The 25,045-nt window shown below is 65.0% G+C and carries 23 protein-coding genes and 1 pseudogene; 8 read left to right on the forward strand and 16 right to left on the reverse strand.

Annotation, left to right across the window (positions count from 1 at the left end; genetic code table 11):
* Positions 1-32: 32 nt before the first annotated feature.
* Positions 33-1,517: a hypothetical protein gene (locus ACRVY7_RS05755; protein ID WP_431816318.1), complete on the reverse strand. Its 1,485-nt coding sequence runs from the start codon at positions 1,515-1,517 to the stop codon at positions 33-35.
* Positions 1,518-1,658: 141 nt separating this feature from the next.
* Positions 1,659-1,901 (reverse strand): hypothetical protein, encoded by a 243-nt coding sequence (locus ACRVY7_RS05760; protein WP_049700555.1) that lies wholly within the window; start codon positions 1,899-1,901, stop codon positions 1,659-1,661.
* Positions 1,902-1,983: 82 nt separating this feature from the next.
* On the opposite strand from ACRVY7_RS05760, the gene ACRVY7_RS05765 reads away from it, so the two are divergent.
* Entirely contained in the window at positions 1,984-2,943 is a 960-nt protein-coding gene (locus tag ACRVY7_RS05765; RefSeq protein ID WP_431816319.1) for a GlxA family transcriptional regulator, read from the forward strand.
* Here ACRVY7_RS05765 and ACRVY7_RS05770 read toward each other — a convergent pair.
* The 5 genes from ACRVY7_RS05770 to ACRVY7_RS05790 form a co-directional block, all read right to left on the reverse strand.
* Entirely contained in the window at positions 2,940-3,482 is a 543-nt protein-coding gene (locus tag ACRVY7_RS05770) for a hypothetical protein (protein ID WP_431816405.1), read from the reverse strand. The two genes, ACRVY7_RS05765 and ACRVY7_RS05770, sit on opposite strands and share 4 nt — an antisense overlap.
* 44 nt (positions 3,483-3,526) lie before the next feature.
* Positions 3,527-4,003, reverse strand: coding sequence for a Dps family protein (locus ACRVY7_RS05775; protein ID WP_049700552.1), 477 nt, complete (start codon positions 4,001-4,003; stop codon positions 3,527-3,529).
* A 128-nt stretch (positions 4,004-4,131) separates the two neighbouring features.
* Positions 4,132-4,563, reverse strand: a complete 432-nt coding sequence (locus ACRVY7_RS05780) for an organic hydroperoxide resistance protein (protein ID WP_431816320.1) — start codon at positions 4,561-4,563, stop codon at positions 4,132-4,134.
* Between the two features lie 121 nt (positions 4,564-4,684).
* Entirely contained in the window at positions 4,685-6,145 is a 1,461-nt protein-coding gene (locus tag ACRVY7_RS05785) for a catalase (RefSeq protein ID WP_431816321.1), read from the reverse strand.
* A gap of 140 nt (positions 6,146-6,285) precedes the next feature.
* On the reverse strand, positions 6,286-6,729 hold the full coding sequence (locus ACRVY7_RS05790) for a Fur family transcriptional regulator (protein WP_431816322.1): 444 nt from the start codon (positions 6,727-6,729) through the stop codon (positions 6,286-6,288).
* A gap of 175 nt (positions 6,730-6,904) precedes the next feature.
* On the opposite strand from ACRVY7_RS05790, the gene ACRVY7_RS05795 reads away from it, so the two are divergent.
* The 3 genes and pseudogenes from ACRVY7_RS05795 to ACRVY7_RS05805 all read left to right on the forward strand — a co-directional run bounded on the left by ACRVY7_RS05795 (position 6,905) and on the right by ACRVY7_RS05805 (position 11,241).
* Positions 6,905-8,683, forward strand: a complete 1,779-nt coding sequence (locus tag ACRVY7_RS05795; RefSeq protein WP_431816323.1) for a CocE/NonD family hydrolase — start codon at positions 6,905-6,907, stop codon at positions 8,681-8,683.
* 190 nt (positions 8,684-8,873) lie between these two features.
* Positions 8,874-9,889 (forward strand): annotated as a pseudogene (locus tag ACRVY7_RS05800) (isopenicillin N synthase family dioxygenase).
* Positions 9,886-11,241 carry an amidohydrolase family protein gene (locus ACRVY7_RS05805; RefSeq protein ID WP_431816324.1) on the forward strand — a complete coding sequence of 452 codons (1,356 nt, stop codon included), beginning with the start codon at positions 9,886-9,888 and terminating at the stop codon, positions 11,239-11,241. Before ACRVY7_RS05800 ends, ACRVY7_RS05805 begins: the two are co-directional and overlap by 4 nt.
* A 76-nt stretch (positions 11,242-11,317) precedes the next feature.
* Here ACRVY7_RS05805 and ACRVY7_RS05810 read toward each other — a convergent pair whose 3' ends face one another.
* The gene (locus tag ACRVY7_RS05810; RefSeq protein ID WP_431816406.1) at positions 11,318-12,490 is read right to left on the reverse strand and encodes an EAL domain-containing protein; all 1,173 of its coding nucleotides are present in this window, start codon (positions 12,488-12,490) and stop codon (positions 11,318-11,320) included.
* A gap of 285 nt (positions 12,491-12,775) precedes the next feature.
* Between ACRVY7_RS05810 and ACRVY7_RS05815 the strand changes: the two genes are divergently transcribed.
* A complete protein-coding gene (locus ACRVY7_RS05815) occupies positions 12,776-12,946 on the forward strand; it encodes a hypothetical protein (protein ID WP_197494471.1) in 171 nt (56 codons plus the stop codon).
* A 165-nt stretch (positions 12,947-13,111) separates the two neighbouring features.
* Here the strand turns inward: ACRVY7_RS05815 and ACRVY7_RS05820 are convergent, their stop codons facing one another.
* From ACRVY7_RS05820 to ACRVY7_RS05830, 3 genes are all read right to left on the reverse strand, one after another.
* Complete coding sequence (locus ACRVY7_RS05820; RefSeq protein WP_049700544.1) at positions 13,112-13,762, reverse strand: hypothetical protein; 651 nt, start codon at positions 13,760-13,762, stop codon at positions 13,112-13,114.
* Positions 13,763-13,834: 72 nt separating this feature from the next.
* Positions 13,835-15,286: a hypothetical protein gene (locus ACRVY7_RS05825; protein ID WP_431816407.1), complete on the reverse strand. Its 1,452-nt coding sequence runs from the start codon at positions 15,284-15,286 to the stop codon at positions 13,835-13,837.
* 25 nt (positions 15,287-15,311) lie between these two features.
* On the reverse strand, positions 15,312-15,929 hold the full coding sequence (locus tag ACRVY7_RS05830; RefSeq protein ID WP_431816325.1) for a TetR/AcrR family transcriptional regulator: 618 nt from the start codon (positions 15,927-15,929) through the stop codon (positions 15,312-15,314).
* An 80-nt stretch (positions 15,930-16,009) separates the two neighbouring features.
* Between ACRVY7_RS05830 and ACRVY7_RS05835 the strand changes: the two genes are divergently transcribed.
* Both ACRVY7_RS05835 and ACRVY7_RS05840 read left to right on the forward strand, forming a co-directional pair.
* Positions 16,010-17,083 (forward strand): Rieske 2Fe-2S domain-containing protein, encoded by a 1,074-nt coding sequence (locus tag ACRVY7_RS05835; protein WP_431816326.1) that lies wholly within the window; start codon positions 16,010-16,012, stop codon positions 17,081-17,083.
* Between the two features lie 44 nt (positions 17,084-17,127).
* Positions 17,128-18,213: an NAD(P)H-dependent amine dehydrogenase family protein gene (locus tag ACRVY7_RS05840; RefSeq protein WP_431816327.1), complete on the forward strand. Its 1,086-nt coding sequence runs from the start codon at positions 17,128-17,130 to the stop codon at positions 18,211-18,213.
* Positions 18,214-18,215: 2 nt separating this feature from the next.
* On the opposite strand, the gene ACRVY7_RS05845 is transcribed toward ACRVY7_RS05840, so the two are convergent.
* The gene (locus tag ACRVY7_RS05845; RefSeq protein ID WP_431816328.1) at positions 18,216-18,830 is read right to left on the reverse strand and encodes a TetR/AcrR family transcriptional regulator; all 615 of its coding nucleotides are present in this window, start codon (positions 18,828-18,830) and stop codon (positions 18,216-18,218) included.
* 106 nt (positions 18,831-18,936) lie between these two features.
* On the opposite strand from ACRVY7_RS05845, the gene ACRVY7_RS05850 reads away from it, so the two are divergent.
* Entirely contained in the window at positions 18,937-20,103 is a 1,167-nt protein-coding gene (locus tag ACRVY7_RS05850) for a hypothetical protein (RefSeq protein WP_431816329.1), read from the forward strand.
* A gap of 86 nt (positions 20,104-20,189) precedes the next feature.
* On the opposite strand, the gene ACRVY7_RS05855 is transcribed toward ACRVY7_RS05850, so the two are convergent.
* The 4 genes from ACRVY7_RS05855 to ACRVY7_RS05870 all read right to left on the reverse strand — a co-directional run bounded on the left by ACRVY7_RS05855 (position 20,190) and on the right by ACRVY7_RS05870 (position 24,937).
* On the reverse strand, positions 20,190-21,479 hold the full coding sequence (locus ACRVY7_RS05855) for a lipase family protein (protein WP_431816330.1): 1,290 nt from the start codon (positions 21,477-21,479) through the stop codon (positions 20,190-20,192).
* 63 nt (positions 21,480-21,542) lie between these two features.
* Positions 21,543-22,574, reverse strand: coding sequence for a fused (3R)-hydroxyacyl-ACP dehydratase subunits HadA/HadB (locus ACRVY7_RS05860; RefSeq protein WP_049700536.1), 1,032 nt, complete (start codon positions 22,572-22,574; stop codon positions 21,543-21,545).
* 65 nt (positions 22,575-22,639) lie between these two features.
* A complete protein-coding gene (locus ACRVY7_RS05865; protein WP_049700535.1) occupies positions 22,640-23,668 on the reverse strand; it encodes an aspartate-semialdehyde dehydrogenase in 1,029 nt (342 codons plus the stop codon).
* Positions 23,669-23,671: 3 nt separating this feature from the next.
* Complete coding sequence (locus ACRVY7_RS05870; RefSeq protein WP_005209522.1) at positions 23,672-24,937, reverse strand: aspartate kinase; 1,266 nt, start codon at positions 24,935-24,937, stop codon at positions 23,672-23,674.
* Positions 24,938-25,045: the final 108 nt, after the last annotated feature.

Consider the following 25,045-nt stretch of genomic DNA (forward strand, 5'->3'; position numbering starts at 1 on the left):
GTCACGAAAGCGGCGGTCGCAGATTCTGCTATCTATTGGAACGACACAAAGAATGGTCGCGGCTCCACATTCATCGTCTGGGAAGGCGTCAGCATCGGGGTGTCCTCGGTGTAAAAATTCTTCCACCCCATCACCACGTTCGGCGGTAGGTCGACCAGAATTCGACGCCAGGTGTCCATCTTGACCGTGGGAATCCCGTGTCCGTCGGCGTGGATAACGGTTTGGAGCTCCGGTCGCGTCGTCACGATCTGTTGGCGGTTCGCGAGCATGTCGGTGTCGAACTCGTGCAGCACGAACAATTTCTGCGGCAACCGATGCTCACGTGTCAGGCCCGCGAGCCAGTCCGACGTCGCGTTGACCTCTGCGGCCCCGACCGAACCGATCTGCGTGAGGTGCACCTGGTCGGGTTTGAGCCGCCACTCGGGGTCGAGCGCGAGTCCGACATGCGGCATCGCGAGTAGGTGTGCGTAACGCTTGGCCTGCGTCAGGAAGTTCATCCGCCCGGGCTGCAGATCCAACGTGACATAGACGCCCGCCCTCCCGGCAGCCTCGACCCACGGCCGAATCTGCGCGGGATCGATCATCGAGGTATAGGCGCCGCCGTCACCCGGCGACGCCGATGCGACGGTCACGATGATCTCGAAGGCAGGCACCACCAATTCGCGGCTCACCCGTTGGTATTGCGCCGCGATGCCCTTGACCCGTGCGATCGTCGCGTCAAGGCCTTGGCGGCCGAGTGGCCCGAGCGACGGCGAACCGGGAGATCCGTACAGCGCCACCATGCGCCTGCCGGATGCCACGAGCTGCCCACCGCCCGGGATCTCCGGCAGGGTGACGGCCTGCTCGACGTTCCTGGCGAACGTCGGGGTGTCGCCGAACGCCCGTCCCACAGCGATCACGGGAACTGTGCCGCGCGCCTCGCGCAGCGCCCGCACCGATTCGCCGCTCGCGCGCGGGTCCGGTACCGCGACGTCGACGAGTCGTGTTCCGCCTGCCGCCGCGGTGGCTGCGAGGTCGGGTTCGAGCGGCCCCGCCGCGAAGACGAGCGGCCTCGGACCGTCGGGGGCCGGGTTGCCACGGAGTCCGGCGAGGTCGGCCGAGGGCGTCGACACCTGCGTCGTCGAGAACTGCGACGTCGAGTGAAAGCCCGTGTCGCCTGCACCGACGACCCATACCGACCGCGTGCCGAGTCGATGGAGTTCTGCTTCGACGTCCGCACTGGTCGCGGGGCGTACCGCGAAGACCGGAACGTGCCGGGTCGCAGCGGTCTCGGCGACAGTTTTCCAGTCCTCGCGCGTCGCGGAGTCAGTGACGACCACGGCGTCACTCGAGCTGCGAAATAGCTTGCTGCTCAAAGAAACTGCGGGACTGCTCGGCGCATCGACGACCTGCGGCTCGATCGCCGGGGCGGCGAAGACCGCGACGTCGGACATACGGGGGACCGTCGACGCGGCGGTGAGGAGTGCGATCACGATGAGTGCCGCCACGAGGGCGACTGCTCGTCCGCGTGAGACCACCGACGCGTCACTCCCCTCCCGATTGCCTACGACTCGAGTGCTCTAGGACCCCGCTGCCCTACGACCCCGATGCAGAGTACTCGCGCCGACGTGCTCAACCAACGTAACAACCAGGTTCCCGCCCGGATCGCATACGGCTCGTCACGCGCAGTCGCGGCGGTGCAGCCGCAGCACCGATAGCTCGTCGGCGATGCGTTGCGCGTCGGCGTCGGCCGACGGTGTCACCGAACCGCGCGCCCAGTCGCCGTGTCCGCCGGAGTGATCGAAGCCGAACGGTATCGCAGGCAGATCGCGATCCCAGTGCACGCGGATGACCGCGTAGACGACGGGGACCACGAAGACGAGAACGAGAAATACGAGGAGAAGAACGTCTGAGAATGTCATGTCAGAAATCATCCGCCCGCACAAATTCCGCCACCAGTGGCACTAAAGCCAACGTTCGACAATTTTCTGCCATACTGGTTGCGTGCTCAGCAAGGTGGCAGCGATCCTGCACGGTAACGTCGCACTCTTTGAATTCGGCGTGCTCAACGAGGTGTTCGGCCTCGATCGCACGGATCTCGGTGGCCCGCCATTCGACTTCCGCGTCTGCGCACCCGACCCTTTCGAGCCGCTCAGTATCGGCAACGGCGCGAGCATCGTCGCAACACATGGACTCGACGCCGCGCGCGACGTCGACCTCGTCGCCATCCCAGGCGGCAGCACGAGTGGTGACTATCCCGAGGAGATCCTCGATACCTTGCGCGCGGTCGTCGACAACGGCGGACGGGTGCTGACGGTGTGCTCGGGCGCGTTCGTCGCGGGGGCTGCCGGACTACTCGACGGCCGACGCTGTACTACCCACTGGGCCTACGGCGAGAAACTCGCGCACATGTTTCCAGCGGCCCGCGTCGACACCGACGTCCTGTTCGTCGACGACGGCCCGGTCACCACAAGCGCGGGCACCGCGGCAGGGATCGACGCCGCGTTGCATCTCGTCCGCGAGGAAATGGGGCACGAGGCAGCCAATCTGATCGCGCGTCGCATGGTCGTTCCGCCGCATCGCGACGGCGGTCAACGACAATTCGTCGACACCCCGATCCCCGAATGCGGCTCGAAGGGCTTTGCCGAGATGCTCGACTGGCTTGTCGAGAACCTCGACCGCGAGGTCCGGGTCGACGAGATGGCCGCCCGCATGCACATGTCGCCACGGACCTTCGCCAGGCGCTTCGGCGACGAAGTGGGCGTTTCCCCGCACAAATGGCTCACCGAACAGCGCGTCGCACACGCGCGTCGGCTACTCGAGACCACATCTCTGCCGATGGAACAGATCGCCACGCAGGCCGGATTCGGGTCGGCGACCCTCCTGCGCCACCATTTCGCGTCAGCGGTCGGCGTCTCGCCTGCCACCTATCGCCGACGCTTCGCCGCCCAACAGGCGGGCTAGCCGTCGTTCTTCGACGCCTCGGGATTCTTCGACGCCGCGGCGGTCTCCGACACTGCCTCGGGTGCGCTGACGCTCGACGCAGTCTCGGTGCCGTCGTCGTCACCGGTCGGCGCGTCGTCGTATGACTCGCTGAAAGAGACGCGCGGGGTGGTGGCGACGTGGATCAGAGCGAGTACGCCGTAGACGATCGCGGCGATTCCGAAGAGCACCGCGAGCACCACGGCGCCGATGTGCACCGCGCCGAGCACCACTCCGTCACCGCGCGATGCGACGGCTCCCACCGCGGAGAGCACGGCAGCGAGAAGCGCCCAGGCCGCGCCGCGCAGACGCGGCGTCACGATCGACGAGTAGAACAGCCGCTGATAGAGCGTGACCTCGTACTCCTCAACGGCCGCGAGGCGGACCGGATCGCCGTCGGCGAGCTCGCGCAATTCACGCGCCAAACCCGCGGCGCGAGCCAATCGATCGGCTTCACGCTCGCGGGTTCGGACGTATGCGATGGTCGCGACCGTGGCTGCAACGAGCCCAAGGCCGACCATGACCCCCAGATCATTCACGGACTAGACGCTACAGCGCGGGCGTCTCACGCAATCTGCGCTTGCCACATCCAGTGGAGTTGCTCCAGCTTCGCGGCGAATGAGATCAGCAGATCCTGGGTGACCGGATCGGCCTCTTCCGTCTCGTCGATCCGCGTACGCAGACCGGCGATCACAGCCTTGAGGTTCTCGACGATCGACGTGATGACCTCGGTATCGGACGTCCATCCGTCACCGAATCCGGTGGTGCCGGCCGTCTTGGCGACAGTCTCGGCCCGACCGTCGGGCGAGACGCCGATCGCGGTGGCACGCTCAGCGGCCTGATCGGTGAACTCGCGGCTCACCGTGACCAGCTCGTCGAGTTCGAGGTGGACCGAACGGAAGTTCCGCCCGACGACGTTCCAGTGGGCCTGCTTGGCGACCAGGGACAGATCGATCAGATCGACCAGGGTCTGCTGCAGAGCGTTGCCGGTGATGGTCTTCTGCTCATCGGTCAGGGTGCTCGTGATCGGAGTGTTCGTCATTGTGTGACTCCTTACTCTCTCTCGCTGCCGCCGATAGGCGGACTTGAATGCTGCCGCCGGTAGGCGGGCTTGCGGTTGTGCCCGACGCCGGGCTGTGGCGCCGGGCTCGCAACGGGCGCGTCAGTTGCTCAGACGCGGACCGTCAGGTTGTGGGCGATGTTGCCCTTCGTGGCCTTCGAGTAGGGGCAGAAGGCGTGTGCGCCCTCGGCAAGTTCCTTCGCCTTGGTCTCGTCGACGCCGGGGATGTAGGTCTCGATGTCGGCGACGAGTCCGAACCCACCGTCGGCCGGGTCCTTGCCGATGCCGATGGTGACGGTGACCGTCGACTCGTCGGGAACAGGCGATCCGGCGTTCTTGGAGGTCGCACGCAGAGCGCCGAGGAAGCAGGCCGCGTAGCCCGCCGAGAAGAGCTCCTCGGGGTTGCTGCCTTCTCCGCTGCCGCCGAGTTCCTTCGGTGGGCGCAGGTCCAGATCGATCTGTCCGCTTGCGGAAACGACCTCGCCGTCGCGGCCGCCGCCGGTCGCCGTGGACGAAATGGTGTAAGCGGGTTCGATAGCCATGTGTACTCCTCTGAGACTCAGATACTGCGTGACTGGGTACTGCCTATGATGTGCTACTTCTTTGTCTTACAACAGCTCTCGCGACCGTGGTGTTCCGAGATCGCGGATGTTCAGCAAGATTTCAGTTCTGCAGGCCTGCGCGGACGCCCGATTCGACCTTCTTGCCCAGATCCTCGTCGATGTTGCGCCAGTACTCGAAGACCCGCGAGAGCACCGGCTCACTGACACCACCGAGTACGTGTCCGACGATGTTGTCGATGAGGCGTTCGCGTGCTGCATCGTCGAGTACGTCACGCACCATCGTGCCCGCCTGTGCCCAATCACTGTCCTCGGCGTGCTCGATGTAGCCCGCGCGCACCGCGGCACCGTCGAAGGACCAGAGCCCCTCGTCGCCCGCAGCACTCGGATCGGCGTGTGGTCCACCAAATGAGTTGGGCGCGTACACCGGAACGTCGGGAGCGGAGAAGTTGTATGCCATCGCGCCCTCCTTGGAGTAGGTGTTGACCTCCGCGCGTTTCGCCGAATTGACCGGCAACTGAGCGTAATTCGTGCCGATGCGGTAACGATGTGCGTCCGCATAGGCAAAGACCCGGCCGAGCAACATCTTGTCGGGTGAGAAGCCCACTCCGGGAACGACATTCGACGGCTCGAACGATGCCAGCTCGATCTCGGAGAAGAAGTTCTGCGGATTGCGGTTCAGTGTCCAGGTGCCGACCTCGATGAGCGGGTAGTCCTGCTGCGACCAGACCTTGGTCAGATCGAACGGATTGAAGCGGTAGTCCTCCGCCTCGTCGACCGGCATGATCTGGACCTTGAGTGTCCAGCTCGGGAATTCGCCGTTCTCGATCGCCTCGTAGAGATCCTGGCGGTGATAGTCGGGATCACTGCCCGCCAACGTGTCGGCCTCCGCCTGCGTGAGGAACTCGATGCCCTGATCGGTCTTGAAGTGGTACTTGACCCAGAAGCGTTCGCCGTCGGCATTTACCCACTGATAGGTGTGCGAGCCGAATCCGTCCATGTGCCGCCACGACTTCGGAATGCCGCGATCGCCCATCAACCAGGTGACCTGGTGCGCGGTTTCGGGCCGCAGCGTCCAGAAGTCCCACTGCATGTTGTGATCGCGCAGCCCCGAACCGGGCAGTCGCTTCTGCGAACGGATGAAGTCGGGGAACTTGATCGGATCCTTGATGAAGAAGACCGGCGTGTTGTTGCCCACCAGATCGTAGTTGCCGTCCTCGGTGTAGAACTTGATCGCGAATCCGCGCGGGTCGCGCCAGGTATCGGGGCTGCCCTGCTCGCCCGCCACCGTCGAAAAGCGCACGAGCGATTCGGTTTTCGCGCCAGGCTGGAACAGCTTGGCCTTGGTGTAGCGCGACACGTCGCCGGTGACCACCAGTTCGCCGAACGCCCCGCCGCCCTTGGCGTGCACGATTCGCTCTGGCACGCGCTCACGGTTGAACTGGGCGAGCTTCTCGATCAGGTAGTGGTCGTGGAGCAGGATCGGTCCCTGCGTTCCCGCCGTCAACGACTCGTCGTCGCTTGCGACCGGAATTCCGGTGTTCGTGGTGGTACGTGGTGTCATGTGCGAATCTCCTTCGTTGACGGGGCTGTTCGCTTCTGAGGTCGGTTCACGAGCGACGACGTCGTCGTCTCGCTCGCTGCTTCCGCTGCGGCGGGCCGGCCGCGGCGGTCGAGAACACACTGGTGTGAAAAATGTTGGTGTTACGCGGGTTTCACGTTCGACGCCGCCGCTCGACAACTCGGGCACTGACCCCAGAACGTCACCTCGGCTTCGTCGATCGAGTAGCCGTGGTCATCGTCGGGAATCAGACAGGGGGCCTGTCCGACGACGCAGTCGATGTCGACGATCTCGCCACACGTGCGGCAGACGAGATGGTGGTGATTGTCTGCTGTGCGCGTCTCGTAGCGCACCGCAGATCCTGCAGGTTCGATGCTTCGAAGCAGTCCGTTATCGGTGCACGAGCGCAAGACGTCGTAGATGGTCTGCGTCGACACCGCGCCGAGTTGCTCGCGCACACCACGCGCGACGACGTCCGCCGTCGAATGTGGGTGCTCCGCCAAGACCTCGAGCACCGCGAGGCGCGGAGCGGTGACCCGCATGCCTGCCTCACGGAGTTGCTGCACGAGCGCCTGTCGATCCTGCATGACTCCACCATAGCCACGTTTCTGGAATTAGTCCATTGTTTGGAGAAGTTCCAGAATCAGATCGGGTGCCGGAGCACCCGTGGCCCCGCACATGGATTCGGGATCGGCCAAACCGGTCCGCGCGCGGGCCCCCGACTGTCATGCTCGCAGGGTTGTCCGAAGCATCGGGGGATTCATGCGCACGCTCGTCGTCAGCACACTCGCACTGCTGCTTGCGGCAGTCGGGATCGCCGTGGCGCCGCAGGCATATGCGTCCGACGCCTTCACGGTCATCACACTGCACTTCGACGCCGCTCACGACTCGGGCCCACGCTGCGACGTCGTCGGCGATCTCTATGTTCCGCACGGTGTTTCGCCGAGTAACCGCGCACCGGCTGTGCTGACGACGAACGGCTTCGGTGGCAGTAAAGACAGTCAGGCACCGCTGGCACGGATGTACGCCTCGCGCGGTTACGTCGTGCTCGCCTATTCCGGCTTGGGCTTCGGTGGATCGAGTTGTCGCATCACTTTCGACAGTCCGATTCCCGACGGCGCAGCGGCGTCGCGCCTCGTCAGCTATCTGGGTGGCGCGACCGGCATCGCCTTCCGCGACGCCGCACATACGAAGCCGGCACCTCGACTCGACGCCGTCGTACATGACGGCGTCGACCACAGGGGCACCCGGAGATCCGACGACCCGCGGGTCGGCATGATCGGCGGCTCCTACGGCGGCCACATCCAGTTCGCGGCAGCATCGGTCGATCCCCGAATCGACGCGATCGTCCCGATGGTGACCTGGAACGATCTCTCATACTCGTTGTCCCCCAACAACACCGGACAGTCCGTCGGTGTCACCACCCCGACGCAGGGTGCGGTCAAGATCAACTGGAGCGCGTCTCTGGCTGCTGCGGGACTGATGTCCGGTGTGCAGCACGCATCGGTTGAACCGCAGCGCCTGACGGGCTGCCCCGATTTCCCTGCCGCGGTGTGCTCCGCACTCGTCGGGTCGGCGACGAGCGGAACAGTCGACCGGTCGATCCTCGACGGGTTTCGGCGTGGGTCGGTCGCATCGTTCCTCGACCGCGTCACCGTTCCGACTCTGCTGGTACAGGGCCAGAAGGACACCCTGTTCAACATCCAGGAGGCGTTGGCAACCTACCGCGGCCTTTCCGCCAAAGGTGTTCCGACGGCGATGATCTGGTTCTCCGGCGGACACTCGGGCACGCCCGCCGCCGGCGACTACTCCTCCACGACACCGAACCCCGACACCCAATACGTCACCCAGCGCGCGGTGGGATGGCTCGACCACTACCTGAAGGGCAGCGGCCCGGGAACCGGCCCGAGGTTCGCCTACTACCGCGACTGGATCGACTACCGCGGCATCGCCGCACCCGCCTATGCGACGGCAGGCAGCGTCGACGTCGGCAGCCGGGCGCAGTATGCCCTCTCCGGCGCCACCGGATTGGTGCCGTCGGCCACGCCACCCCGACCGGGCACCGCGCGCTTGACCACACCGCCGGCAGGGTTGCCCACCACGCACGACGTGCCCGACGCACTCGGACTCGTCAGCCTTCCCGAACGCGACGTCGCGGGCACGTACGCCTGGTGGGACACCGCGCCCCTGCGGTCGGCGCTCGACGTCGTCGGAACGCCGACGCTGCGCCTGCGTGTGTCCGCGCCCCTCGACGTCGGCGCGCCACTGGCCGACCAGCTTGTCCTTTTCGCCCGAATCGTCGACGTCGGCGCCGACGGATCGTCGACGACCGTGGGTAATCTTGTTGCGCCCGTGCGGATATCGGACCCCCGCGTACCGATGACCATCACCATCCCCGCATTCGTCCACCGTTTCGCTCCGGGACACCGACTACGCCTTGTCGTCTCCGGCGGATCGACCAACTACCGCGGCGGGATGCGCCCGATTCCGGTGTCGATCGACGCCGGAGCCGACCAGACCCTCGGACTACCGATCGTCTGACGCGGCACGACATCGCGAGACCCGCCACGTTCTCGAGTGGCGCCCTCTGCGCGGCTGTCGTATCGTTGCTCCCACGAGATCACGTGTAGCAACGGGGAAGAGTCCCGATGTTCGCGTCCGTGACGGCCCTTCTCTCGGGTCCCGCGTCGAAAAGCGCACGCGATCTCATTCGTGAAGAGAGAACACACCCATGAGCAACACCACCACTCGGGCCACCGCCTCCGCCGACTCGTACGCGATGACAGAACTCAATCGCGAAGCGCAGATGGGCGGTGTGGGCACCGAGACCACCGACCGTGAGGTCCGCCGCATCAGCCTTGCCGACTTCGAGCAGCGTCGCGCCCAGATCGCCGACGAACTCTGGTCCGCCGCAACCGATATCGGCTTCTTCCAGATCGTCGATCACGGCATCGACATGGCCGAGGTCAACCACGCCTTCGAGATGTCGGCGAAGTTCTTCGAGCTACCCCGCGAGGTCAAGGAGCAGTTCCCCCTCAAGAAGGGCCAGAACGCCGGCTGGGAGTTCTCCAGCCAGGTCCGCCCGTCGGTCGGCACGCCTGATCAGAAGGAGTCCTACCAGCTCACCCTCCCCGCATGGACGGTCTGTGGCCTACCGAAGAGGAACTCGCCGGATTCCAGGCAACGCTGCTCGACTTCGAGCACAAGTGCTGGAAGCTCGCGATGGACATCCTCGGCTGCTTCGCGGAGAAGCTCGGCTTCGACCGTGAGTTCTTCACTCGCGCACACGATCCCAGCACCGAGACCTACCAGAGCACACTGCGCCTGCTGCACTACTACGCCTTCCCCGACGCCATGCTCGACGAGCCGAACGTCTGGCGTGCAGGCGCACACACCGATTTCGACGCCTTGACGCTGCTGTTCCAGCGTGCGGGCCAGGGCGGCCTCCAGGTGCTTCCGGGTGCCGAGGCCTCCACGCAGGCGTGGACTCCCGTCGAGCCGTCCGACGAGGCGATCACCTGCAATATCGGCGACATGCTGATGCGCTGGTCCGACGACAAGCTCCCGTCGAACTTCCATCGCGTGCGCGCACCGCGTCGTGGCGAGTACACCGGCCCGCGCTACACCATCGCCTACTTCGCGCAGGCCAACACCGACGCCCTGATCGAGAGCGCCGCAGGCAAGTACCCGGCGATCACCGGCGGCGACTACATCGCTCAGCGCATCGCGGCGAACTTCGCCAAATGAGCGACGACGTGACCTCGGGAGAACAGTCGAGCTCGGTGTTATCCAGCTCGGTGTTCTCCGACGTCGCCGTGTACACGGGCGGCATCTGGCTCGAGCATCAGGATGTTCGCGTGGTCGGCGGGGTCGTCGAATCGATCTCGCCCCACGCGTCGTCGACAACTGCTGCCGCTGAATCGATTTCGACCGGCGGCTACCTGATTCCGGGTTTCGTCAACACGCACACCCACCTGCAGCAGTCGCTGATGCGCGGTATCGCCGAGTGCACGCCGCTACTGGAGTGGCTACTCGCGGTCGGCGAGGAGTCGGTCGCCATCACACCCGAGCGTGCGTACACGGCGGCCGTTGCGGCAAGTCTGGAGATGCTTCGGTCGGGCACCACGACCGTCGTCGAGCACATGTGGCCCCACCCGTCCACCGAGGTCCACGGCGCAGTGATTCAGGCGTTGCGCGACACCGGGATTCGTGCGGTTCTCGGACGCGGTGTCGCCGATCGGCCAGACGCCACCCGCAAGTGGGGATTCGAGCCACGGCTGATGCAGCCGCTCGATGAGGTGCTCGACCATGTCGAGCACCTGCGCGAGCAGACTGCAGAGTCGACGATCAGTGTGGCACTTGCCATTCCGAACCCGCGATCGGTCACCGAGTCGGGAATGGTCACACTGCGCGAGTTCGCTCAGGAACGCGACATGTCGGTGATGATCCATCTGCTCGAAACACCGACCGACGATGTGATGTGTCTCGAGCATGCGGGACTCGGCGCGGTCGAGTACCTCGACTCCAACGACTTCTTGTGGAACAGGCTCCTCGCGGTGCACTGCGTCGAACTCGACGACGTCGGGCAGTCGATCCTCGCCGAACGCGGAGTTGCGGTGTCGCACAACCCGTTGTCGAATATGCGGCTCGGTAGCGGTATCGCGCCGATCCCCGCGATGCTCGACCGCGGTGTCGGCGTCGGACTCGGTGTCGACGGAGCGGCGAGCAACGACACACAGGACATGCTCGAGACGTTCCGCATCGGAGCGTATCTACAACGCGCGGCACACAAGCGCGCCGACCTCATGGGTTTCGAGACGATGCTCGACATCGCTTGTGGCGGAGCGAATGTGGCGCTCGGTCTACCCGAGGTCATCGGCGGCGTGAGCGTCGGCGCGCCCGCCGACCTCACGCTTGTCCGGTTCGACCGCGACTATGCGACGTTGCCGGTCCGCGACCCCGGCGCATCACTGCTGACCACCGGGTCACGCTCGATAGTCGACGTCGTGATGGTCGACGGCGACGTGGTGATCGCGGACGGTCGGAGCACTCGCATCGACGAGGCGGAGTTCACCAAAGAGGTCGCGTCCCTGTCATAGGACGTGAAGGTTTCGAGTTGTGTGGGACCTGGGGGTGCAATTGTGCACCTCTGGGTCCCACACAACTCGCCGAAGGTCAGCTGAAACGGGCCAGCACGCTGTGGACCGCCTGCGTCACGGTGAGCCTGTCGAACGACTGCACGAAGTCGAAGGTGCGCTCGAGGTCGGGGCCATCGTCGTGCTGATCGCGTGCCGAGAGCAGCGCGGCGAAGTGAGGTCCGAGTATCGCGACTGTCCACTCGTTGACGAGATCGTCGGCGGCGTCGAGCGGCGCGTGTCTGACGTTGCCCTCGACCATGTGCGACAGTCCGACACCGTAGACACCGGCGAAGCCCGTGACGTCTGCGAGCTCGCGCCACCGCTGTGACGTGGTGTCCGTGAAGTGTTGCGCGTGCTGGAAGGTGCCGACGACGATCATCGCCTGGCCGGCAGATGCCGCCTGAGCTTCGAGCGCTTTGCTCATCTCGACAAGAAGTCGTTTGGTTCCGCGGCGCGGCTCCTGCATGACCGACGCGAGTGCATACGGGGTGTCGGCCGACGGCGCTGGGCTCGACCACACCGGCGCCTCCGGAAAGGGCACCACCTCGTCAGCCGGAAGCTCCGACGGGTTGGCGACGGCCGGGTAGAGCCGTCCGGTGCCGAATGTCGCTCCGATGGTCATCGCTGCCGATCGCGACTGCTCGTCGTGGACGCCTTCTGCCACGACGACAGCGTTGCTGCGTTCGACGTGCGCGGCGAGCGCATGCGCAACCTCGGCCATGTCGGGTTCCGTGGCAACCGAGAGCAACTCGGGTCCGGTGATGATCACGTCGGGTTCGATAAGTGGGAGCATCGAGATCGCGTGCGGGTCGACACCTATGCCGTCGACGCAGATCACGCGGCCACGGCTACGTGCCGCTTTCACCGCGCCGAGCGCCTCGTGCGGACGGCTGAGCAACTGCGCCGGCGATACCGAGAAAACCAGACGCTGCAGGGCTGCCGGTGACGGCAACGCGTCGAGTTCGTGCTGCGGGATGGAGTCCATGTCGACTGCGACGAGCACCGGGAGGATCTCGGCGAGTTCCACGGCCTGCGGCGAGTCGGCGAACACCATCTTCTGCTTATCGAGCGGCGCCTTCTGTTCCATCAGGCGTGCGGCTCGACGCAGTGCCTCTGCGGTACCCATCGCGCTTCCGGCCAGACCTCGAACCTGCAATTCGACAGCAGCGAGCGCACCGTCCGACAGACGGCGAACCGGCGCGAACTGCATGACCACCTCCATCGACAAGTCGTCGGCGGCCAACACCGACGAGTGGTAGGTGGATCGTCGAGATAGGCGCGTCATCTTCTTAGCTAACCATCCATTTACGTAATAGGCGAAAGTCACCGTCGCCGCCGTCCCCGACACGGCCGCCGTGACCTTCTCGTGACCATGGGTTGCCGTGCGGTGTCAGTACTGCCGCGGCCCTGGTCAACGCGTCACGGCGGTCCGTAACGTCGACGTCAGTTCATCGCGGCGCCTCGTTCGTGACGACATTCGAGTGAGGAGAGACTCATGTCGCAGATCACGACGACCGCTGATTCAGACCATGTCCCGGCCGCTGCCACAGCGACTGGAATCGACGAACCGATCCCGCTGATCGCGTCCGCCAGGTCGGGGATCGTCATACTCACGCTTCTCGCGGCGAGCACGACCATCACGTTCGGTTCGCTGTTCTTCGCGTAGCTCGACTCTTCGCACAGCTCGAATCTCCGCCTACTCGAATCTCCGCATCATTCGACTCGAGAGTGGAAGCACGTCACAGTGCTGCGCCCGTGTGCCGCCTGCGCCGACCTCGCGTCCGCAGGCGGTGCACACCACTCGGGGGTCGGCGCATGGAGCCGCGCAGTATCAGCGGCCCTTCACCATCCGTGTCGGACGCATCCGCGTCGACTGCGGGAGCCACCGGTTCACCGACTTCTGCATCGTGCACAGTGCTGAGATCACGAGAAGCGCGAACTGAATCCAGCCGATGACCGGCAGAGCCGACCACACGTCCGGGTAGCGGAACAGCAGATCTATCCCGATCGGGATACAGAGCAGGTTGACGACGACCGCGGCGAGATAGAAGTTGCGGCAGTTGCGACTGTGATGCGTGGCCGCGGCGACCAGCAGCGCGTACTCGATCGCGAGGAAGACGACGATCATGATCAGCATGAACGGCGGAAAGAAGTTCGCCATCGGGTCGATGCGGTCGGCCGGCGCCGCGTTGCGCGGATCGGTTGCGAGTCCCTCGCGCAGACGGTCCCTCAGCAGGCCTCTGATCGTCCCGACGTTGACGAAGCCGTAGACGAACGCGACCAGTCCAGCGGCTGCTGCTCCCCAGAACGCGACGCGCGCGTGGACGGTCAGCGCGCGCGGCGCCGGACCCGGATCGGTCGGTCGCGACGGATAGAGCACCGCCTCGTCCTTGTCCTTCGACCGACGCTCGATCGCCGCCAGGTCCTCGGCGTCGAGTTCGGCCTGCGTCGGGATGCGATCGGACTCATCAGGGTCGGTCATGGTGACGATTGTCGCACCGTCACCGGCGCCCGATCTTGAGCATCCGGGACTCGACGACCGGCGGCCGACTTCTCAACGCCTCGCGATCTTCAGCATCCGACTCACCGTCGCCTGCCAGAGCGAGCCGTCGGGCGCGATGGTGCCGGTCAGTTCGAGGGGCTCGTCGACCGGTCCGTCGCCGACGCGCAACGTGCGTACGCGGGCGCCCGTCGCGAAATCGGTGGCGATGTAGTCGATCGGCCCGACCTGCTGGATCGATCCCGGTCGATAGGGCCCGTACCCGAGGCCGTGGATGAGTCCGTCGGCGCGCGAGAGTCGGGGCAGCGATGCGAGGCGGTCGCCGTTCTCCCACACGCGGTGGCACTCCCCCGCGGACACGTCGATGCGTGTCGATCCGCCGACGAAGGGCGCGCTGGCAGGCACGCTCGGACCGCTGACGGCCATGGGCGGGTACTGGTAGCCGTAGGTGCTGGGGACGATGAGCGAGTTGCCCCAGGCCATCGGCGAGTTCTCGGTGCCCTGTCCTGAGCTGCCGAACGCGGGCATGCGGCACACCGTCGAGCCGGTGTTGCTGTCGTAGACGATCAACTGGGGTCGGGAGGCGTTGTCGACGATGGCAACCCATCCGTCGCCACCGGGGCCGAAGTAGGTGGGTGTTGTGCCGGATCCCCAGGTCAATTGGCCGGGGCGACGTGCGGTTCCTCGGTCATACGCGCGGCGCCACACCACCTCTGGTGTTCCGTCGACGCCCGCTCGCATCTCGTAGAGAGCGTGCGTCGAGATGACCGACACTCCCGATGCTCGCACCGAGAGGCCGTTTCCGAGGTCCTCGCCCGCGGGCAGATGCATCGACCGCACACGTCGAGCGGCGTCAACCGTGCCGACGACGCCGTGGGTGGTCACAAACCAGACGCGTCCCGCGAAGTCCGGCGCTAGCGCGGTGATGGCGTCGCCCGCGGGGATATGCGCCTTCAGGTCGACGCGATCGTCGACGTAGAGCTGCCACCCCTGCGTCGAATGCCGATGTGCCACACGCAGAATCGCGCCGGACCCGTCGGCGACGACCACGCGATCGCGATCGTCGAGATACCCGTACACACCTCCGAGCAGCCCACCCTTGGTCAACTGCTTGCGTGCGATCGGCACCGCGGTCGTCGGATCGAAGAGCGTCACCGTCGCCACCGCGACCTGCAGCGGCGCCGTGCCGACGAACTGGGTACACAGCGACACCGGCATCCCGTCGCGTCCCACGAACGTCGCGGCGCAGGCACCGCCGGGAATCGACGACGCCGCGAGACGCGCGGACTTTCCCGGTCCGGCGAACGGCGTCGAGTCCGACGACCACAGGTCACCGTGCATCAGCGACGTTCCGACCGGACCGAGTCCGGTCGCCGGGCCCGGTGCGGGAGCCGTCGAACCGTGTGTCGGTGGCGCCGCGACCGCAGGTCCCCCGACGATCGCACCCGCGAGCATCGCGACGACGATGGTCGACGCGGCGAGTATGCGGATGCGGGCAGCACACATACGCGGACCTGGCGATGTCACCGCGTCACTCTGACAGATAGGCGACGATAGCGCCCGACATTCCCGCACGGGCGTCATCAAGGTTGCCGTAGGTGCCCAACGTGTGCTCGGAGATAAGTCCGCGCATCGCCCCCGGGATCAGCGCGGCCATCTGGCGGACCTTCCCTGGATCGAGGTCGAGGTCGGCAAATGCACGCTCGAACGCCGCGTCCCAGTTCGGCTTCCACGACGCCAATTCTGCTGCGGTGAGCGGATATTCGCGTTCCAGCTCGGCATGCTCGCGCGGTAGTGCCCCCCGCAGGGTCTCGATGGCCCGCGCCTCCGGCGTCGTGAGTCCGTAGAACATCGCGTCGATCAACGCGGACACCCTCTCTCGCAGAGTCCCGTCGGGTTTGACGTTGGCCGGGAGGTCGCCGCGCTGGTCCGCGGTGTGACGGAGCACCGCGGCCCACAGACCGTCGATGTCGCCGAACTGGTACTTGACCACACCCCACGTCGCACCGATCTCCCGCGCGATCCGGTTACCGGAGACCGCTGTCGGATCGCCCGTCGCCAGCGCGGCGATTGCTGCACGGATCATGCTGTCCCGCGTGGCCTGACCACGTTTGTTCGCGCGCCGGGGGGTGGTCGTCGCCTCACTCATGACGACAGAGTCTAGCCATTCGCGCGGACTTTCACAGAACCCTCTTGCACTCTTTCACAGAGGGTTCTACGGTTCTTCCTATGGCACAGACCCCGCTGTCGATGGAACCGACTGGCTGGTACCAGGTCGCCTGGTCGCACGAGATCGCCGTCGGCGCCGTCCACCGCATGACCTACTTCTCCCGCGACATGGTCGCCTGGCGCTCGGCGTCGGGAAAGATCTCGGTGTTCGACGCCTATTGCGAGCACCTCGGCGCACATCTCGGGTACGGCGGTCGCGTCGAGGGCGAGAACCTCGTCTGCCCATTCCATGGGTGGCAGTGGAACGAGCAGGGTCGCAACGTCTGCATCCCGTACGAGAAGAGACCGAACAGAGGCAGGCGAATTCGCAGCTACCCTGCCGTCGAGCGCAACCATGCCGTGTGGATCTGGTTCGACACCGCCTCTCGCCCACCGTATTTCGAGGTGCCGGACGTGTTCACCGCATTCGGCGACGACGCATCGGACGCCGACAACTACTACGCACCCATCCCCGGCGGGACACTGTTCCACGAGCGGCTCGAGCTCCATCCGCAGTACATCATGGAGAACGGCGTCGACTTCGCCCATTTCAAGTTCGTCCACGAGACGCCGTTCATGCCGGAGTTCACCCGGCACGATTTCCACGGACCGGTCTCCTACGTCGATTTCACCATCGCGTTCGAACAGGGAGCCACCCTCGAATCCGCCTCCAGCGGCGTCTATTCCGTGAACGCTGGACTCGGGTGCTCCGTGACCAAGTCGTGGGGGATGGTCGAGAACCGCACGATGCCTGCGGTCACCCCGGTCGACGGATCGACGTGCGACGTACGGTTCACCGTCTGGATCGGCAAGAAGCCGGGCGAAGAAGACGCCACCGAGCTGACCAAGTACGGCAAGGTGATGAGCGACCTGGTCATCGACCAGTTCGACAGGGACGTCGAAATCTGGTCGCACCAGCGCTATTCGGATCCGCCTGCGCTCTCGCAGCGAGAGTTCAAGGGCTTCACCGCATTACGCAACTGGGCGGTGCAGTTCTATCCCGAGGGCGACTCGGCCTACGGGCGAGACCCGACACGTCCCGAAAGCGGTGCAATAGTGCCGCTGCACCCGTCGGCCACCGCCGCAACAGCCTGAGCGCACCAGCGTCGCGAACCATGTCCACACGAAAGGTCCAGCCCATGAACAGTTCCCGCACGATTCGCGTATTCCAGGTTGCCACAGGCAATCTCGGCACCGAGATGATCGGACGAATCACCTCCCACCCAGACCTCGAACTCGTCGGTCTGCACTGCTACACGGCCGACAAGATCGGACGCGACGTCGGCGAGATCGTTGGCATCGACGCGATCGGCATCACGGCCACCGGGTCCGTCGAGGAGATCATCGCAGCACGGCCGGACGTCGTGACATTCCACGGTGTCTTCCCGGACGAGGACCTCTACGAGAAGGTGCTCGAGGCAGGCATCAACGTCGTGACCACTGCCGACTGGATCACCGGATATCACCGGGACACCAACTGGCAGCACCCTTCCGGGCGCAAGGTCAGCGAGGTCATCGAGGCTGCCTGTCAACGCGGAGGGTCGACGTTCTATGGCACGGGTATGAACCCAGGACTGTGTCAGATCCTCGGCATCGTCCACAGCGCCGACGTCGCCGCGATCGAGAACGTCACCGTCACCGAATCGGTCGACGTCTCGTGCCATCACTCCGTCGACACCTGGAAGGCCGTCGGATACGGTCTGCCGGTTGATGATCCGACGATTCCGGAGTCACTGCACAAGTACACCGCAGTCTTTGCCGACTCCGTCTACCTCATGGCCGACGCATTCGGGCTCGAGCTCGACGAGGTGAAGTACTCCTACGAACTCGGCGCGTGCACCAAAGACGTCGATCTCGGCTGGTACTTCCTACCCAAGGGATCATTGGGCGCCAACTACATCAAATACCAGGGCATGGTCGACGGTGTCCCGCGGATCGAGACCCACCTCGAGTGGCAGATGACACCGCACACCGATCCCGCGTGGGATATCAAGGCCTGCTACATCACTCAGATCACCGGCGATCCGAGTATCTACAGCAAGCACATGATCTTCCCCAAGCCGGGAATGGATTTGTCGAAGCCCGAGAACTTCGCCTCCATCGGCATGACCGTGACCGGTCTGCCGGCGCTCAACTCGATCCGCTCAGTGGTCGAGGCGAGGCCCGGCATCATCACGAGCAACGATCTCCCACTGAGGGCATTCGCCGGACGATTCGCCGTGTGACATCACGTATCGGCTGTGCCCGCGATATCGAGTGCAGGCCCGAGCCAGCGTCGAAGATAGACACGCAACTGCTCCGGCGTACGCGGTGGGTCCGAGGGGTACTGCAGAAACGACATCAGCACGCGCAGCATGAACTCGGCGAGTCCCTCGAGTCTCTCGTCGTCGATTCCCACCTCGGCCCAGTCGATCGGGAATCGTCGCAACACCGACGCGCCGAACTCCATTGCGCGAGAGGATGTTGCGCCACGGCTGAAGAGTTCGTTCTCCCCCACCTGAACGAGAAGTCCGATGTACGGTTCGTCGGGCAGTCGCCCCAATGTGTAGACGATGGCCTCTGCAAGGGCATCGCGCGGATCGGTGATGCCGGCGACGTGATCGGTGAGGCGGTCGAGGAACTGCGTGGCACCTGCTTCACCAACTGCGGTCAGTAGTTCGGCGGTCGTCGGGAACACGCGATAGACCGTCTGCCTGGTGACCTGGAGTTCGGCGGCGACATCGGCGAGAGTTGCCTTGCCAGGACCCGAACGATCGATGCACCGCATCGCGGCCGCCACGATGCGTTCGCGTGCTTCGTCTTCGGTGCGCGGCAGGTCGCCGCCCCAACCTCGGGTTCTCATCGGTCAATCGTCGCACGCGGGTATTTCGAATCCGGTCATACACAGAAGACTTGTTTGTATGATCGAGCATGTCGGCCACGCCCCTTCACGAGCCTGAGGTGCACCAATGCAGACCTGTACAGCCGAGTACCTCCGACTGTCGGAGACGCTGACCGGAGTCCGATGCGACGGCAATGCGTTCGTCACGTTCACCAATCCGGCGAACCTTGCGAACTGGACCCTTCCCGTCATCGAGGCGACGCTCGTCGTCGGACTCGTCGCGTGTCTGGTCCACGCCATCCGCTGGTATCGCACCACGCGCGACGCGTCGAATCTGGTGGTGTGGTGCAGCGGGATTCTCGCATTGCTCCTCGTCGAGCCTATCGCCTACTTTCCGCAGTGGTTCGGTATCGAGGACGAACTCGGACTGACCTTCGCGCACAACATGTTTACGGTGCAGTTCCTCTACGACCGCTTACCGCTCTACATCATCGCGATGTACCCGGTCTACCTGTACGTGGCGTATACGCTCGTCCAGCGGACCGGAATCTTCAAGCGCTACAACATCTTCGTATCCGCAGCCTGCGTGGCTTTCGTATTCCACTGCCTGTACCAGGTTGTCGACGGCCTTGGGCCACAGATGAAGTGGTGGGTGTGGAACCAAGAAGTCTCCACGGCGCACCCGTCGTTCAGTGGCATTCCGTTGCTGAACATGAGCGCGTTCAGCGTCATGCTGCCGTTCGGCATCGCCCTGGTGACGCGCTGGTTGTGCACGGTCCCGCACCGGGGCGGTTGGTACATCGTCCGCGACGTCGCACTGACGAGTGTGCTCGTCTGGCCCGTCCTCTTCGTCGGATCAATTCCCCCCACCATCCTCGATCTGCTGGGCGGTTCGCTACTGGTCGGTCGAGCCGTCTCGGCGTGGACCTACGTGGCGATCCTGGCTGTCGTCACCGTCGCGGCGTTCTGGGGCGCCTACCGAGCACGCCGCAGTGATCCGTCGTTCCTCTCCGAACCGCTTGCGCGGGAGTGGTTCCCGGTGGTCTGCTGCGTGGTGTACCTGGTCGTCGCGGCAGTGCTGTGGATCAGTGCGCTGCCCGACTACTTCGCGGCCGTCGACGGCGTGGCACCCAATGGCGGACGGATCGGGCCGCTTCCGTATGCGACCGCCGCCTACGTGGCCTCGGCGTTGCTCACGATCGGTTCGTTCGTCGGCGTCCGACGCCCTCGGGCCTCTGCCCCCACGGAGCGCGTCCGGAGCGACTCGGAGCTACCTGCGCCGTCCGCTTCATGAATCAACCTGCCGCACAGACAACTACGGCCCCCGCATGACTGCGGGGGCCGTAGTTCATTCCTGTGGAATTGATTTCGTTCGATAACTCAGCCGTCGAAGTGCGAGAGCAAGAAGTTGGTGGCGGGCAGCAGCGTGAACACCATCGGCAGCGCGTGGTTGACCACGAGACCCGGGAAGATCGGCGGGATCGTGTTGGTGATCATGCGAACGTCGGCTCCCTGAGCACGCCAGTCACGGTCGAGCGTGGCCACCTGGCCGTACGGAATGACGTCGTCGCTGAGGCCACCTTCGAGCAGGACCGGCGCGTTCGGCTTGAGCCTGCCGATCCGCTGCTCGTCGACGATCTTCTTGACGTTCGGGTAGCGATTGATGACCGAAGACAACGACTTTCCGTCGCGTGTCCACGAACTCGTGCGCTGGAATCCGAAACTCAGCCCGGTATCGGCGATGCACTGCGTCGATAGTTGCTTGAGCACCTGACGTCCGCGGGGTGTCGTCTCCTTGTCGACGACGGTCTTGAGTTCGGGATAGCGGGCCTCGAGACCATTGATGGCATAACCGATTCCGCCGACGATGAACGTACCGTCGATCTGGTCGATCACCTTCGACAGGTCCGCGGGCGGTGCACCCGCATACGATGCCTTGACGTTCAGGTCAGGAGCGTAGCTCGAGGCCAGTTCGGCCGCCGATGCCGACGCCCCACCACCCTGCGAGTAACCGGAGAAGCCGACCGGCGCGTTGGCGGGCGCCTTCTCGACCTTCAGCGCCGCACGCGCCGCGTCGAGCATCGCCTGGCCGGACTCGACCCTGTTCACGTAGGTGTGAATTCCCGGGGTGCCCATGCCGATGTAGTCAGTGATGGCCACGCGCACGCCGTTGATCAGCAAGAGATTCAGTTCGAGAGCCGTGTAGTTCAGCGCGAGGCTCGGCTTGCTCGGGTCGATCGCGACGGGAAGGCTCATCAGTTTCGAGCCAGCGCACTGATCACCCTGACCGATGGTTCCCGGGCCGAGCACGACGGTTGGTCGCGGACCCTTGCCTCGCCACGGCGCAGTGGGTTCGACGACGGTCCCGGTGACCGCCGCGGGCGTTCCATCCTGGTAGCGAGAGGTGTACATGATCCGCGTCGCCGTGCCCGGCCACTGGTTCTTGATGCCGGGAATCTGCAGCAGCAGCGGACTGGGCTCGCTGCGGATGATCGACCCCGGAGTCGCCGAGAACTGCGACGGCGGGGTGTAGAAGTCGGCGGCGTTCGCCGGTCCGACTGCCGCCGTCGCAGCACCAAGAGCCAACGCACCCGTCGTGAGCGCAACCGTGGACCGTCGTGTCACACGACCGATCCGCCTACCTGAGATGAATCCCCGAATTCGTGTCATGGACGTAACCTACCGCACAGTAAGTCACGGGTGTGATCCAGGGCGCAGGCGTGTTACGGGAAACTACGCAAAGCGCACATTCATTGTTGCGAGGCCAAAAATCTTGCGACCAGCCGACTTCGCCACGATGATGACGACGCCGCTGCGTGTCTCGGGATCGAGCGACTTGATCTTGCCGCTGAACTCGATGTCGCCGCCCTCAGCAGCAGACACGACCGCCACCTGCGACAGGCGTACCGCGTACCGCGTCACGGCGCCCGGATCGCCCGACCACGCCGACACGAAGCCCGCGCCGAGCCCCATCGTCAGCATTCCGTGAGCGATCACGTCGGGAAGACCGGCCAGCTTGGCGATCGACTCGTCCCAGTGGATCGGATTACCGTCTCCGGAGACGCCCGCATAGTTGACCAGGTCTCCGCGCGAGAGGCGGGCGTGCCGCACCGGAAGCGCGTCGCCGACCGTCAGCGAGTCGAAGTCGAGGCTGCCCGGAGCCCGCTGGGCGCCCGCACTCGAAATGACCTGCGCGCCTTCGGGTCGCACCGTCTTCACGTACGCGGCGTCCGAATCGTCGGACGACAGGACGTTCACGTCGTGCACCATGATGCTGCGGACCGCGTCGTTGATGCCCGGGTCGACATCGTCGGACGTCACGCCGACGACCGTGGTGTGCATGGTGTGCACCACCTCGCCCGCGGCGTCGGTGAACGTGTTGGTGACGGTGATCAGGTCGCGACCGGCGATGCGTCGAATCGACGACAGCTCGACGTCGGTCGTCAGTTCGTCACCCGCGACGATCGGTCGATGTTGCTCGAAGACCTGCTCGGTCTGCACGTAGGTCTCGTAACCGACCACGACCGACTCGAACAGAGCCCGGTTGGCGCCCATCGCGGGGATGGCCGTGAACGTCAGTGGCGCAACAAGTCCCGAGTAGCCGAGTGCATGAGCAGCCTCTTCGTCGCGGTGTGCGGCGTTGTGGTCCTGGACCGCGCGCGCATACTCGCGCACCTTCTCGCGACCGACCAGATAGGGCTCGTCGATCTTGTAGTAGTGGCCGAGTCTGTCGGCAACCGCCGGAGCGTCTGTGGGAGTTGACATCGTGATTCACCAATCGGCGGTTGTCGGATCAGGTGTGATGGTGCGGGACCTAGGTGGCCGGGCTGTTACCCGACGAGCAGCTCCGCGATCTGAATCGTGTTGAGAGCTGCACCCTTTCGCAGGTTGTCACCCGACACGAACAGCGCGAGTCCTCGACCGTCCGGCACGCCGGGATCCTGTCGAATCCGACCGACGAGCGAGTTGTCCTTGCCGGCCGCAGCGAGTGGGGTCGGAACGTCGGTCAGCTCCACTCCCGCTGCACCGGAGAGGATCTCGTTGGCCTGGGCGGGAGACAGCGGCTGTGCGAACTCGGCGTTGATCGACAACGAGTGCCCGGTGAATACCGGCACCCGCACACAGGTTCCACTGACGAGCAGCTCCGGAAGCCCGAGGATCTTGCGAGATTCGTTGCGCAGCTTCTGATCTTCGTCGGTCTCACCAGAACCGTCGTCGACCAGCGCTCCGGCAAGCGGCAACACATTGAACGCGATGGGCGCGACGTACTTGACCGGCGCGGGGAAGTCGATCGCCGAGCCGTCGTAGACAAGCTTTTCGAGGTCGTCGATCGCCGCACGCGACTCGGTGGCGAGCTCATCGACGCCTGCGAGCCCACTGCCCGACACCGCCTGATACGACGACACGATCAGTCGTTGCAGCCCTGCCGCATCGTGCAGCGGCTTGAGAACCGGCATCGCGGCCATCGTGGTGCAGTTCGGATTGGCGACGATCCCCTTGGGTGGATTCTTCGCCAGCTCGCCGTTGACCTCCGAAACCACCAGCGGCACATCGGGATCCTTGCGCCACGCCGACGAGTTGTCGATCACGGTCACGCCCGCGGCGGCAAACCGTGGTGCCTGCTCGCGCGACATGGTGGCACCTGCCGAGAACAGCGCGATGTCGAGGCCGGTCGGGTCTGCGGTCGCAGCATCCTCGACGACGATCTCACCGTCACCCCACGGCAGTTTCTTACCCGCCGACCGAGGTGAGGCGAAGAATCGCACCTCGTCAGCGGGAAAGTTGCGCTCCGCCAACAGGGTTCGCATGACGCCACCGACCTGACCGGTGGCTCCGACAACTCCGATACGTACGCCCATGGCTCAGCGCCCCGTTCCTGCATAGACAACGGCTTCTTCTTCTCCGCCGAGGTCGAAGGCCTCGTGCAGTGCGCGCACGGCGTCGTCGAGTTCGGTGTCGCGGCACAGCACCGAGATTCGGATCTCCGACGTCGAGATCAACTCGATGTTGATGCCGACGTTGCTCAGCGCCTCGCAGAACGTCGCCGTGACGCCGGGATGGCTCTTCATACCTGCGCCCACCAGCGAGACCTTGCCGATGTGGTCGTCGTAGAGGACCTCGGTGAAGCCGATCTCCTCCTGCAGCTTGGTGAGCTTCTCGACGCCGAGCGGCCCGAGTTCACGCGGGAGTGTGAAGGTGATGTCGGTCTTGCCCGTCTCGACCTTCGAGATGTTCTGCAGCACCATGTCGATGTTGATCTCGGCGTCGGCGACGGCACGGAACACCTTCGCGGCGTAACCGGGCTGATCGTCGAGGCCGACGACGGTGATCTTGGCCTCGCTGCGATCGTGTGCGACACCGGTGAGAATCGCTTCTTCCACGGGAATGTCCTCCATCGAGCCGGCAACCAGGGTGCCGGGTTTGGTCGAGTACGACGAGCGCACGTGTACGGGAACGTTGTATCGGCGGGCGTATTCCACACACCGCAGCATCAGGACCTTCGCGCCGCACGCGGCCATCTCGAGCATCTCCTCGAAGGAGACGGTCTCGAGACGTCGGGCGTCGGGCACGATGCGCGGGTCGGCGGTGTAGACGCCGTCGACGTCGGTGTAGATCTCGCACACGTCGGCTTCGAGGGCCGCGGCCAACGCGACGGCCGTCGTATCCGATCCGCCGCGGCCGAGCGTCGTGATGTCCTTGGTGTCCTGCGAGACGCCCTGGAAACCTGCGACCAGCACGATCTTGCCCTCGTCGAGCGCACTGCGCACACGACCGGGCGTGACGTCGATGATCTTGGCCTTGCCGTGGCTGCTGGTGGTGATCACACCCGCCTGCGAGCCGGTGAACGACTGCGCCTGCGCACCGAGCGAGCTGATCGCCATCGCGACGAGAGCATTGGAGATGCGCTCGCCCGAGGTGAGCAGCATGTCCATCTCGCGAGCCGGTGGGGCCGGGTTGACCTGTTGCGCGAGGTCGAGGAGTTCGTCGGTGGTGTCTCCCATCGCGGACACGACCACGACGACGTCGTTCCCCTGCTTCTTGGTCTCCACGATGCGCTCGGCGACCCGACGGATGCGCTCAGCTGTCGCAACCGATGATCCACCGTATTTCTGCACCACGAGTGCCACGTAGATAACCTCCCGGCAGGGCTCGACGTCGGGTTTTCCGCTTGACTGCCGAGACAACCTTACCGACGATGCCCGCGGGCTCCACGTCGTGGTGGTGGCGGGACGGCT

This window comes from Gordonia jacobaea (assembly GCF_965344965.1).
Classification (GTDB): domain Bacteria; phylum Actinomycetota; class Actinomycetes; order Mycobacteriales; family Mycobacteriaceae; genus Gordonia; species Gordonia jacobaea.